This is a genomic window from Litoreibacter sp. JB4-2, assembly GCF_055693445.1.
Genome location: NZ_CM146334.1, coordinates 667087 through 678661, shown reverse-complemented (window position 1 = coordinate 678661; position 11575 = coordinate 667087). Strand labels below are relative to the sequence as shown.

General features: G+C 57.3%; 10 protein-coding genes and 1 pseudogene. 6 read left to right on the top strand and 5 right to left on the bottom strand.

The features are described 5' to 3' along the window. Positions 1 to 74: 74 nt before the first annotated feature. The gene (locus ACZ1G7_RS03365; RefSeq protein WP_472662305.1) at positions 75 to 431 is read left to right on the top strand and encodes a VOC family protein; all 357 of its coding nucleotides are present in this window, start codon (positions 75 to 77) and stop codon (positions 429 to 431) included. Here the strand turns inward: ACZ1G7_RS03365 and ACZ1G7_RS03360 are convergent. After that, positions 428 to 1039 carry a tetratricopeptide repeat protein gene (locus ACZ1G7_RS03360; RefSeq protein WP_472662304.1) on the bottom strand — a complete coding sequence of 204 codons (612 nt, stop codon included), beginning with the start codon at positions 1037 to 1039 and terminating at the stop codon, positions 428 to 430. The two genes, ACZ1G7_RS03365 and ACZ1G7_RS03360, sit on opposite strands and share 4 nt — an antisense overlap. After that, entirely contained in the window at positions 1036 to 1755 is a 720-nt protein-coding gene (locus ACZ1G7_RS03355) for a M48 family metallopeptidase (protein ID WP_472662303.1), read from the bottom strand. The genes ACZ1G7_RS03360 and ACZ1G7_RS03355 overlap by 4 nt, the downstream gene beginning before the upstream one ends. A 78-nt stretch (positions 1756 to 1833) precedes the next feature. Between ACZ1G7_RS03355 and ACZ1G7_RS03350 the strand changes: the two genes are divergently transcribed. The 5 genes and pseudogenes from ACZ1G7_RS03350 to prfB all read left to right on the top strand — a co-directional run bounded on the left by ACZ1G7_RS03350 (position 1834) and on the right by prfB (position 8078). Beyond that, positions 1834 to 2973 carry a pyridoxal phosphate-dependent aminotransferase gene (locus ACZ1G7_RS03350; protein ID WP_472662301.1) on the top strand — a complete coding sequence of 380 codons (1140 nt, stop codon included), beginning with the start codon at positions 1834 to 1836 and terminating at the stop codon, positions 2971 to 2973. Positions 2974 to 3042: 69 nt separating this feature from the next. Further along, a complete protein-coding gene (locus tag ACZ1G7_RS03345; protein WP_472662299.1) occupies positions 3043 to 3522 on the top strand; it encodes an AMIN domain-containing protein in 480 nt (159 codons plus the stop codon). Continuing rightward, a complete protein-coding gene (locus tag ACZ1G7_RS03340; protein ID WP_472662298.1) occupies positions 3488 to 4213 on the top strand; it encodes an N-acetylmuramoyl-L-alanine amidase family protein in 726 nt (241 codons plus the stop codon). Before ACZ1G7_RS03345 ends, ACZ1G7_RS03340 begins: the two co-directional genes overlap by 35 nt. A gap of 121 nt (positions 4214 to 4334) precedes the next feature. Then, a pseudogene (locus ACZ1G7_RS03335) lies at positions 4335 to 6867 on the top strand (penicillin-binding protein 1A). A gap of 89 nt (positions 6868 to 6956) precedes the next feature. After that, a complete protein-coding gene (gene prfB, locus ACZ1G7_RS03330; protein WP_472662297.1) occupies positions 6957 to 8078 on the top strand; it encodes a peptide chain release factor 2 in 1122 nt (373 codons plus the stop codon). 7 nt (positions 8079 to 8085) lie between these two features. On the opposite strand, the gene ACZ1G7_RS03325 is transcribed toward prfB, so the two are convergent. From ACZ1G7_RS03325 to ACZ1G7_RS03315, 3 genes are read right to left on the bottom strand one after another with little or no spacing between them, the layout of a single operon-like run. Then, on the bottom strand, positions 8086 to 9600 hold the full coding sequence (locus ACZ1G7_RS03325; protein ID WP_472662296.1) for an MFS transporter: 1515 nt from the start codon (positions 9598 to 9600) through the stop codon (positions 8086 to 8088). A gap of 5 nt (positions 9601 to 9605) precedes the next feature. Continuing rightward, a complete protein-coding gene (locus tag ACZ1G7_RS03320; RefSeq protein WP_472662294.1) occupies positions 9606 to 10109 on the bottom strand; it encodes a bactofilin family protein in 504 nt (167 codons plus the stop codon). Further along, positions 10099 to 11445 carry a DUF5930 domain-containing protein gene (locus ACZ1G7_RS03315; protein WP_472662292.1) on the bottom strand — a complete coding sequence of 449 codons (1347 nt, stop codon included), beginning with the start codon at positions 11443 to 11445 and terminating at the stop codon, positions 10099 to 10101. The genes ACZ1G7_RS03320 and ACZ1G7_RS03315 overlap by 11 nt, the downstream gene beginning before the upstream one ends. Positions 11446 to 11575: the final 130 nt, after the last annotated feature.

Sequence of the window (11575 nt, the reverse complement as noted above, 5' to 3'; positions counted from 1 at the left end):
GAATGTTTGACTTTCAAATTCAAAAGGGCGCGCCGTTGGCGCGCCCTTTTTCGATTATGTGAAGGGGCCGCGCCATGATTGACCATATGAATCTACCGGTGCGTGGCCTCGTCAAGGCACGAATTTTCTACACGTCACTCCTGGCGACGCTCGATATTGGCGTGATCGCGGAAGACGGTCCCGCACTTGGCTTTGGGACCACGCATTGGGCATTTGGCCTCATCGAGACCAAAGAGGCCTTCGCGCCCTTGCATGTTGCGTTTAACGCGTGCTCAGAAGAAGAGGTCAAAGAATTCTACACGGCGGGTCTTGCGGCAGGGGCAAGGGACAATGGGGCGCCGGGGCTGCGCCCGATCTATGGCGAAAAATACTTCGCTTGCTACCTGATCGACCCAGATGGGCATCAGATAGAGGCTGTGTTTCGGGGCTAGCGCTTGCGGGCTTTGGCCCTTTTGGCGCTCGCTAGCACATCTTGCGCGCGCAGCCATCCGCTACTGCCGCGCGGCAATTGTCCTGAGGCCCGTTTGCCATGCAGTTCTGCCTCTTTGAAGCGACCGATTACAAGGTAACGCTCGGCGGTCGCCACTGAGGCGAGTGCGTTTTGCCCGTTGCGCGCGTGTGCAAGCGCGAGATTGCGCAACAGGTTTGGATCCCCCGGGTCGCGACCGCGTGCCGTACGAAGCACCTTCAAGGCTTCGGCGTTCGAACTACGGGTGTTTTGCGCCAGCAGCGCCTGACCAAGCCCACCAAGCAACAGCGCGTTGTTGCCCCCCAAAGTGACAGCGTTTCGGTACGATGTTACAGCGGGCGCCGCATTTCCGCTTTCCAGCAAAATCTGACCTCGGAGTTCATGGTAGTAGGGATCGCGAGGGCGCATTTTCAGAAGCGCGCCCATCTCGCTAAGCGCTTTCTTTGGCTCTGGTCGACGGTGGTAGGCCACAGCGCGGCGTAGCCGAGCGAGCTCGGAATTGCCTTTGGCGTCTTTTTTGCGCAGCACGGTGCGTGGGTTGGCGAGAAACCCATCGAGCTTGGCGTTCATCCGCCCAAACCAATAAGCGGTTTCGGGGGCGTTTTCCGGGTCTTGCCTTTGTAAGCCGCCGCAAAACCGCGAACGGCGCGCAGCCTGTCGGATGTTAGCGGATGCGTGCGGGCATACGGGTCTTGCCGGCCGGGGCGCAAAGCTTCTTGCCCGCGAAACAGATCCAACACTTCCGTCATAGCATTCGGGTCAATGCCTGCGCGAGCCAGATATTGCAGCGCGGATTGGTCGGCGGATGCTTCTTCGGCGCGGGTGTGTTTGAAAAAGACCCGTTGGGCCGAACTGATCGTGCCCGCAGCCAAACCTGCCGCTGCCTGACCTTCGCCTTTGGCTGCGGCAGCGACCGAAAGGGCGAGGCCAATCGCCGCAACCCTACTGGCGACACGGGCATTGCCCGCTCGGCGCACGAGGTGCCCGTTGGCCATATGTGCGACCTCATGCGCGATGACAGCTTGAAGCGCTTCAGGCGAATTTAACCTGCGGATCAAGCCGGAATGAAGGAAGACATGCCGCCGGTCCACAACGAATGCATTGAGCGAATTGTCGCGTATCACGATAAGTCGTACCGAATTTGTGCCAAGCCCGGCAGCGCGAAGTACAGGTTTCGCGATCTCGCTTAGGGAGCGTTCAATCTCGGCGTCTCGAATGACGGTTAGGGCCTGCGCAGGCAGTGCCAAGCTTAGCACAACGATCAACGCGAAAAACCGTGCAATCATGGGGTGATGCGTCCTTTTATTGACCTTTTCGCCGAGCTACGTCATCAGCGGATCGTGCCATCAGATTGCGAGGAAGCGATGCGAAGTTCAACCCGGGGCGAGGTCGATCCTTTTATTGTGATGGACGTGATGGAAGCTGCGCGCAAACGCGAAGAAGCCGGGCACCGCGTGATCCATATGGAGGTTGGCCAACCTGGGACGCCTGCGCCCAAAGCCGCACGGGACGCATTGGTGGCGGCGATGGAACGCGATGCGTTGGGCTATACTGTCGCTTTGGGCCTGCCTGAGCTGCGTGCCGGGATCGCAGCGCTCTATGAGGAATGGTACGGGGTCAAGCTGGACCCCTCGCGGGTTGTAATTACTGCCGGTTCATCAGCAGCTTTCGTTCTCGCGTTTACAGCGCTTTTTGACGCGGGTGAGACCGTTGGCGTCACAGAACCGGGCTATCCCAGCTATCGTCAGATTTTGAAATCGCTGGACCTAAAACCACTTGGTATCCCGACCCATTCTGAGGCGCGTCATGTTCCGTCGCTGCCTGTGGAGCCGCTGGACGGGTTGATCGTGGCCTCTCCCGCTAACCCGACAGGGACAATGCTGTCGAAGCGGGATCTGGAGGCATTGATAGCTGAGTGCAACGCGGCAGGCACAGCATTCATCTCGGACGAGATTTATCACGGTGTACACTATGATGGCCGCGCGGTCAGCGCACTGGAAGTCAGTGACGACGTTTATGTGATTAACTCTTTCTCTAAGTACTTCTCGATGACCGGCTGGAGGTTGGGCTGGATGGTGGTGCCTGAAACCCATGTCCGACAGATCGAGCGTTTGGCCCAAAACATGTTCATTTGCGCTCCGCATGCCGCACAAATTGCAGCGCTCGGCGCATTGCAGGCGCGGGACGAAACGGAGGCCATGTTAGAGGTGTATGCGGAGAACCGTCGCCTTATGTTGGACGGGCTACCCAAAGCTGGCTTCGACAAGATAGCGCCGCCCGATGGGGCGTTTTACATCTATGCGGATGTATCGGATTTGACGGAGGACTCGTTGGGGTTCTGCCGCAAAGTTTTGGATGAGGCGGGCGTTGCCATCACGCCGGGTCTAGATTTCGATCCTGTTCGGGGGCATCAAACCGTGCGTTTTTCCTATGCGAGGGCAACAACGGATATTATTGAGGGGCTGTCGCGGCTGAAAATATTCATGGATAGGTTCAAAAGCTAAAATCCGGACGCGACAGAATGCCAGTTTACCGGTAAGCTATTGCAAAACAAAAAAACGTCACAGGCGGACATGATCAGGCTTTTTTCGATAGCGATGCTGGCGTTGACGCTGGCAGCCGCGGTGCAAGCGCAAGACTTGCGCGCTTTGGCGCGTCTTGATCCGGTTGGGTCGGCGATTGTTGATACCGGAAACGATGTGTCCGTCACGCTCGCGTTGACGCAAGCGGTCCCCTACCGGGTCTACACACGTGACGCGCCACGTCGTGTTGTGATTGAGTTTCGTGAGGTAAGTCTCGGGCCCGATCTGCAAAAGCTTGATCAATCGAAACAGGTGACGCGTCTTGCAGGTGGCGTCGCGCGCCCCGGCTGGTCGCAAGTGCAGATAGAGCTGGCGTCGCCTATGGCGATCACCCAAGCCGCGCTAGAAACCGATCAACAAGATGGTGATGCCGTTGTTCGCATCATGTTGGCACCGACAAACGCAGAGGCCTTTGCGCAAGCGGCGCGCGCTCCTGATGATCGGGGGCGTAACGCCAGTGCAATCCGATGACGGACGGTTGGTCGTTGTATTGGACCCGGGTCACGGCGGCGTTGATCCCGGTGCGCAGCGCGGTGGGTATGACGAGGCCGACCTGATGTTGAAATTCGCGGTTGAGCTGAAAGAAGCGTTGTTGCGTGGCGGCGTCGACGATGTCGTTTTGACCCGCACCGATGACAGTTTTATATCGCTGCCCGCGCGCATCTCAATCGCGCGAGCAGTGGGTGCTGATCTGTTTTTGTCGCTGCATGCCGACGCTTTGGCCGAAGGGCGCGCGACAGGCACGACAATCTACACGCTGTCACAAGCAGCATCTGACCGCGCCAGTGAAATTCTGGCTGAGCGCCAGGACCGACAGGACATACTTGCAGGCGTCGATCTGCGCAAACAAGACGATCAGATCGCGACGATCTTGATGGACTTGGCCCGCACTAAAACGGCGCCACGAACCGATCGACTGGCAGATGCGCTTGTCACAGGCATGCGCGAGACTTTGGGAAGTCTGCACAAACGCCCGCGGCTTCAAGCCGGGTTTTCGGTGTTGAAAGCGCCCGATATTCCTTCCGTTTTAATTGAGCTTGGCTTCATGTCCTCGCAATCTGATCTGGACAACCTGCTAGATAAAGAATGGCGCAGGAAAGCCTCTGCCGGGGTTGTGAAAGCCGTGACCGCCTGGGCGATGGACGAACGGGCGCGCAGTTGATGCGCTTGCCGCAGCGTCATGCGCACATATGTGATGCAGGCGGGCGGAAATACCCCGCTGACTGGGTGTCTGGCGTTTTGACGGGGGACACAGCAACGCCTATAGTTAGGCTGAGTTTTTAATGGGGACCGACGTGGTTTTACGTGCGATTCTATCTTTCTTTGGCTCGATTTTTAGCCTGATCACGCTCGGCACTTTGGCCGTGGCCATTATGGTGGTTGCGATCTTTGTGATGTTTGCCAATGACTTGCCAGACACAGATGAGCTTGCGCAATATTCGCCGCCTACCATCAGCCGGATTTATTCGGGCCAGGGCGAGCTGATTGACGAATTCGCAGAGGAGCGGCGCTTGTTCGCGCCCGCCGAAGAAATCCCTGACATGGTGAAGCAGGCGTTTATTTCTGCGGAAGACAAGAACTTCTACACCCATGGCGGGTACGATCCGATGGGGATGGCCAAGGCTGCGATAGATGCGGCGCAAGGTGCGCGCTTGCGCGGGGCCTCGACCATCACGCAACAGGTGATGAAGAACTTTTTGCTGGGGGGAGCGCTCTGCGGAACGCAAGATCAAGGAGATCATTCTCGCCTCACGCATCGAAGGGACGCTGAGCAAGGATAAAATCCTTGAGCTGTATTTGAACGAGATTTTCTTGGGGCAAAACAGCTTTGGCGTTGCGGCAGCGGCGCAAACCTATTTCAACAAAAACTTGCCCGAGCTGAGCACGGAGGAAGCCGCCTATCTGGCAGTGCTGCCGAAAGCGCCTTCTAATTATCACCCTGTGCGCCAGAAAGAGCGTGCCATTGGTCGTCGTAATTTTGTGCTACGTGAGATGTATGAGAACGGCTATATCGACATGGCTGAGCTTGAACGCGCACGGGAAGCGCCACTTCTGACAGTGCAGAACGGGGATTTTGACGCGTTCAAAAATCAGATCCCTGATCGGGACTATTTTACCGACGAGATTCGCCGCCAATTGTCTTCAAACTTTGGCAAGGACGAGTTTTTCGGCGGCGGTCTGACAATCCGCGCCACCGTCGACAAAGAGCTTCAAACCGAAGCCGCGGCCTCTTTGCGCAAGGCGCTCGAAGACTATGATCGGGCGCAGGGTGTTTTCCATCAGGTTGCCACCAAGATCGAACCAGAGCTCCTTGAAGGCGAAGGTTGGCGCGAGGCTTTGAACGACACAGTTTTCCCGCGTGACGTCCAAGGGTGGTCTGCTGCGGTGGTCTTGGGCTTTGACGGCGCCGACGCACGGATCGGCATAGACGGGCAGGGTGCTTCTATCTTGCGTGGATCGACCGTCGCATGGGCGCGCCCGCGCCGCGAAGACGGCTCGCTTGGCTCTGCACGCGCATCGGCTGATAACTTGTTGAATGTGGGCGACGTTATACATGTCAGTGCGCGTGATGGCGGTGACTACGCGCTGCGCCAAGTCCCACAAGTGCAAGGTGGTTTCATGGCAATGGACGTGAACACCGGCCGGGTTCTGGCGATGCAAGGTGGGTTCTCTTACCAGCATTCGGTGTTCAACCGGGCCACGCAGGCAAAGCGGCAGCCTGGGTCGTCCTTCAAACCGTTCGTTTATGCTGCGGCGCTTGATTCAGGGTTCGCACCCAACACAATCGTGGTCGACGCCCCGATTGAGATCAACACGCCGCAAGGCTTGTGGCGCCCGAAAAACGCCTCGAACACGTTCTACGGTCCCGCGCCTCTGCGGACTGGGATCGAGCGGTCGCGCAACCTGATGACCATTCGTTTAGCCGAAGAAATCGGAATGGGCACAGTCGCCCAATACGCGGAGCGCTTCGGGGTTTATGACGATATGAATCCGTTCCTGTCGAACGCGCTCGGTGCGCAAGAATCGACCCTGTTTAAGATGGTTGCGGCCTACGCGATGTTCGCCAATGGCGGCGAGCGGGTGGAACCCACGCTTGTGGACCGCGTGCAGGACCGTTGGGGCCGCACGGTCTACCGGCATGACCAACGTTTCTGCGAGGATTGCCAACAAGCCGCGCTTGAAGCCGATTTCGCGCCTCGCATCTATTCCAACCGCGAACGCGTGATGAATGCGATTACGGCTTATCAGTTGACCTCAATGATGCGCGGTGTCGTGGAACGTGGGACCGCTGCGAAAACTGTCAGCCTTGGTGTTCCGACCGCAGGCAAGACAGGCACCACCAATGACGCCAAAGATGTTTGGTTCGTGGGTTTCACGTCCAACATCGTTGCAGGCTGTTATATCGGCTATGATCGTCCGCGTTCGCTTGGGCGCGGCGCGTCTGGCGGCGGTATGTGCGGTCCTGTATTCGATCGCTTCATGGAGAAGGCGACCATCAAATATGGCGGCGGCGCGTTTGAGGTGCCCCCCGGTGGGTACTTTGTTCCGATCGACCGGTTCACCGGCGCGGTTCTGCCGCAAGGTGCGGCGGGCGACTATGTCGTTAGCGAGTACTTCCGCGACGGGGAATTGCCTGCCTACGGTATCGGCAGCATTTTGGATGGCGGCTTTGCGATGGGACAGAACCTGAACCTGATTGCGCGCGGGGATACCAGCGTCAACGCGGTGACCGAGGTGACAACCACCACGGGCAAGAAAGCGGTGATCCCGAAGAATGCGAATTTGGGCACGATCAGCTCCGGCGGATTGTATTAGCCAATACCTGACCAATACCTGAAAATCCGGTTGGACCTCGGCGCGCTCAGTGCCTATTGAGGGTGACACGTTAAAGAAAGACCGTTCCAATGCGCGCAGACGCACAAAATGCCGTTGAGGCCATCTCTAAATCGCTGGAGCTCTTGAAGTCCCGCATGGATTGGGAAACAGCCGCGCATCGGCTGGAAGAGTTCAACGCGCGTGTCGAGGATCCGACGCTGTGGGACGACCCTGAAAAGGCGCAAAAGCTGATGCGTGACCGTCAATCATTGGTCGACGCGATGGGCGCCTACACCTCCATGCAGCAAGAGCTTGACGACAATGTTGAGTTGATCGAGCTGGGTGAAATGGAGGAAGATGAGGAAGTCGTGAGCGAGGCTGAGGAGGCGCTAAAAGCGCTGGTCGAGAAAGCCGCCGCCAAAGAGTTGGAAGCATTGCTAGACGGCGAAGCAGACGCAAATGACACCTTCCTTGAGATCAACGCCGGTGCCGGTGGGACGGAATCCTGCGACTGGGCGTCAATGCTGGCGCGCATGTATGTGCGCTGGGCAGAGAAGCGCGGGTTCAAGGTCGAACTGCAATCACAGTCTGCGGGGGACGAAGCTGGAATCAAATCTGCCGCCTATAAGATCAGCGGGCATAATGCCTATGGCTGGCTGAAATCAGAAAGTGGCGTGCACCGGCTTGTACGTATCTCGCCCTTTGATAGCGCGGCGAAGCGGCACACGTCTTTTACCTCGGTCTGGGTTTACCCGGTCGTGGATGACAATATCGATATTGAAGTGAACCCGAGCGATATTCGCATTGATACTTATCGCTCGTCTGGCGCGGGTGGTCAGCACGTCAACACCACGGATTCAGCTGTTCGGATCACGCATGAGCCGACAGGTATCGTTGTGACATCTTCCGAGAAATCGCAGCACCAGAACCGCGATATTGCGATGAAAGCTTTGAAGTCGAGGCTCTACCAGATGGAGCTAGACCGCCGGAACGCGGCCATCAACGAGGCGCATGAAAACAAAGGCGATGCGGGGTGGGGCAACCAAATCCGCAGCTATGTCTTGCAGCCTTACCAGATGGTCAAAGACCTGCGTACGAACCATGAGACCTCGGACACAAAAGGCGTGCTAGACGGCGATTTGGACGGGTTCATGGCTGAAACACTTGCGCAAAATGTGGCTGGGAAAAGCCGCGCCGACGCCCAAGGATAAGTTCGTTCTAGGAGACGACGCTCGAAATATCGGTTTCGCGTTTCATGTCCGGGCGACCTTTGGTTCCGCTGAACACTGAGATGGCCGCGCTGACCACGCAAAGCATGCATGCAACCCAGGTGAAACGCGAAAAAGCGTCGTTTGAGGCGAGGGCGTGGCTGGCAAGGTCTGATCCCTCTCCAAAGCTACCGCCGCCCTCGGACGCGCCATAGGTGACAGCGATCACACTGCCCATCACGGCGACAGAAATCAGTCCAGCCATACGGGTTACAGCGTTGTTCACGCCGGATGCGGTGCCGGTCTTATGACTTTCCACAGATCCCATCACTGCAGTGGACAACGGTGCCACCACTAAAGCCATGCCGATCCCTTGCAGGATCATGGCAGGCATCACGGCCCCCCAGAAATTGTGGCTATGGGCGACGTAGGACAGAGTGCCGTAGCTGGCCGCTAGCGTGAGCGAGCCGATCACCAGAAGTGGTGCAGGGCCGTAACGATCAGCGATTTTTCCTGAGAGCCCCGACAAGGCCGCGATAAAAAAGGACAGCGGCGCGTATGCGGCGGAGGCTTCTATTTCCGTGACGCCCCAGCCGCCAACAACCGCCATAGGCAGGTACATCGCAATGGTCGAGAATGAGAAATAGATGAAAAAGCTGACGATGTTGGCAATCGTGAAGCGCGGGTTTTGAAACAGCTCTAGCGGGACCATAGGGTGTGGGCTGCGTGCCTCGACGATCAGAAACACCGCCAATGTCAGAAGTCCGGCACCGACAAAGGCAACGCCGCGCGCATCAACCAGATCGCCATGCTCCGCCCCCGTCAATCCCCACGCCAATAGCCCCAATCCCAGCGTTGCCAGGACACCGCCCGGAATATCGACGCCGCGGTCGGGCTGAGGGGGATCGCGTTCGATCTTGGTCCACAGAACGAACAGCGCAAGGCCACCAAGTGGCAAGTTGATGCCAAAGATCCAACGCCATGTGTGTAGATCGCCGTAAGTCAGTGCGAGTCCACCTATGATGGGCCCCAACGCCGCCGTAATCGCTGAGGATGCGGCCCAGATCCCAATCGCGCGGCCGCGTTCTTTGGGCGGGTAGGCGCGCGAAATTAGGGCCAGCGACCCTGGAACCATGAAGGCGGCGCCGATGCCTTGCAGTGCGCGCGCTGCGATCAAAAATTCCGGTGTTGGTGCTAAGGCGCAAGCCATGGAGGCAACAACAAACAGCATGATGCCACCCGCGAAAACGCGCGCGAGCCCGAACCGATCACCAATCGCACCGCCGACCAAAATCAACGACGATAGTGTGAGCATGTATGCGTTTGAAATCCATTGCGCCTGGATCAGCGTTGCCACCAATGAGTCGCGCATACCCGGCAGCGCAATTGCCACCATAGAGCCATCGATGAACCCAAGGCCTGAAGCGAGAATTGCAGCAAATAAAATATATTTTCGCGCCTCAGGAGCGCATAAGGTGTAAGCCCCCGAGCCTAAATCTGGCTCGGGAACAGAAGAATTGCTCATTTAGCTTAGCTTTTTGCTGTCTCGGTCTTGGCAGGGGCCACGGCCTTTGAGCTGCCAGTGTTCAAAGGATCGTCCTGGCGTTGAACGGATCCTTCAAAATGGGCACCCGATTCAATAGCGATAGTCTTGTGAATAATGTCGCCTTCAACACGGGCAGTCGATGTCAGGCGCACTTTCAGTCCGCGCACGCGGCCCACGATGCGACCGTTTACAACAACATCATCGGCGATGATTTCTCCTTTGATCACGGCAGTCTCGCCAACAGTCAAAAGGTGCGCACGAATATCGCCCTCAACCGTGCCTTCGACCTGAATGTCGCCGGTCGTCTTTAGGTTTCCTGTGATCGTCAGATCGCTCGAAAGCGTGGAAGGAGCTGCCTTTGGGCGTGGCGCACTATTGGTCAATTCCATAGGTTTGCTCGCTTTTGCACCCGCGTCAGCTGCGGGTTTTCCGGCGTCACCATCCGCGGATCCTGAGTTCGGGTCATTGATTTTGCTTTTAGAAAACATCTCGTCCTGCCTTGATATAGGTCATAGGGTTAACGGGATTGCCATTGAGCCGCACCTCATAGTGAAGATGCGTCCCGGTCACCCGGCCAGTAGCTCCCATACCACCGATGCGGTCGCCGCGCGATACCCTTTCTCCTACCTTGACATTAATTTTCGATAGATGAGCATAGCGTGTTTCGATTCCATAGGCGTGTTTGATTTTGACCAAACGGCCATATCCTGACTGCCAGCCGGCATGGGTTACAACGCCGTCCGCTGAGGAATAGATTGGCGTACCCGTGCCTGCGGCGAAGTCCACGCCTGCATGCATACGTCGCCCGGCACCTTTTGGGTCATTGCGATAGCCAAACCCAGATGTGAAACGGAACGCCGATTTTACCGGTAGGCCGACAGGCGTTTTGTCTGCGGCGATGCGGAATAGGTTGATCCGGTCAAGTTCCTTGAGCAGCAGGTTGGCGCGGTCCGTCGTTGCGTCAGGGCGCGTGATGCCGCCCGAAGTGGATTTGGTCACTGGCAAAAGTGGGCCGCCTTGGCCAGAATATCCGCGGCGCACCTCGTTTAAGATACTCTCGGTGGGCATACCGGCAGCGCGGAACATTTTGTCCAAAGGCTCAAGCGAGACGGTGACTGCTTCCTCAAGGCGCTGAAAGATGCGGTTGTTGCGGTCTTCGTTGAGCTTCATTTCAAATTCAAGATCAGCGACGATTTGTTCTGCTTCGGACGAGAACTTTAGCGCCTCGTCGCGTTCTGCCGCAGTACGCTCCAAAGCGGCGGTCAGGAAGGCGACTGAACCATCGACGGACTTCGCCCGGGCTACAAGCGGTGCGTCACCGGCTTTTTCGGCTTCCAGTTCGGCAAGCATGGTTTCGTATTCACCGCGCGAGGTGTCGCGTTCTTTGATAGTGCGCCGTAGTGTTTTCTGGATGACTTCTATGCCGGTCTCAAGTTCTGTACGGCGATCTTCTGATGCAAGGATTTCACTTTGCATCTGTGAAATTTGTTCGAGTGCAACAAAGAAGCGGTCCTGTGCCGCGGCAGCTTCCGTGGCGCGGTCGTCACGTTCCTGGCTCAGCGCGTTGAGGCGTGCTTCATAGATTGCGCGCTCCCGTTGCGACTGTTCGCGCTGATTGCCAGAACTCAGCGTGTCCATCAGGAAAATCGCAGTAACAAGGATCGTCCAGCCCATCAGAACGCAGACCCCGCCAGCGATACCAGCCATGGTCAAAGGTCGCATTCGAATGAAACGCGTACCGGTTTCAGATTTAACGAAAATGCGCTGTTCCGGCAGCTTGCGCTCAAGCGCGTGGTTGAGCTTGTCTAGCAGTCGAGTATGCAATCTTACGCCCCGTTTTCTATATCCAGCATCTGGCAGCCCGTGTCCCCACACGTCCAAACGGCCACCCCCTTGCAAATCCTTACTGTAAGCAGGCTGAAAGCTCAACAATTAGGCGCGGATTTCATGCGCG

Excerpts from the sequence above, each read along its gene's own strand:
- ACZ1G7_RS03365 (WP_472662305.1), top strand. The coding sequence starts at position 75 with ATGATTGACCATATGAATCTACCGGTGCGTGGCCTCGTCAAGGCACGA.
- ACZ1G7_RS03360 (WP_472662304.1), bottom strand. The coding sequence starts at position 1,039 with ATGAACGCCAAGCTCGATGGGTTTCTCGCCAACCCACGCACCGTGCTG.
- ACZ1G7_RS03355 (WP_472662303.1), bottom strand. The coding sequence starts at position 1,755 with ATGATTGCACGGTTTTTCGCGTTGATCGTTGTGCTAAGCTTGGCACTG.
- ACZ1G7_RS03350 (WP_472662301.1), top strand. The coding sequence starts at position 1,834 with ATGCGAAGTTCAACCCGGGGCGAGGTCGATCCTTTTATTGTGATGGAC.
- ACZ1G7_RS03345 (WP_472662299.1), top strand. The coding sequence starts at position 3,043 with ATGATCAGGCTTTTTTCGATAGCGATGCTGGCGTTGACGCTGGCAGCC.
- ACZ1G7_RS03340 (WP_472662298.1), top strand. The coding sequence starts at position 3,488 with ATGATCGGGGGCGTAACGCCAGTGCAATCCGATGACGGACGGTTGGTC.
- prfB (WP_472662297.1), top strand. The coding sequence starts at position 6,957 with ATGCGCGCAGACGCACAAAATGCCGTTGAGGCCATCTCTAAATCGCTG.
- ACZ1G7_RS03325 (WP_472662296.1), bottom strand. The coding sequence starts at position 9,600 with ATGAGCAATTCTTCTGTTCCCGAGCCAGATTTAGGCTCGGGGGCTTAC.
- ACZ1G7_RS03320 (WP_472662294.1), bottom strand. The coding sequence starts at position 10,109 with ATGTTTTCTAAAAGCAAAATCAATGACCCGAACTCAGGATCCGCGGAT.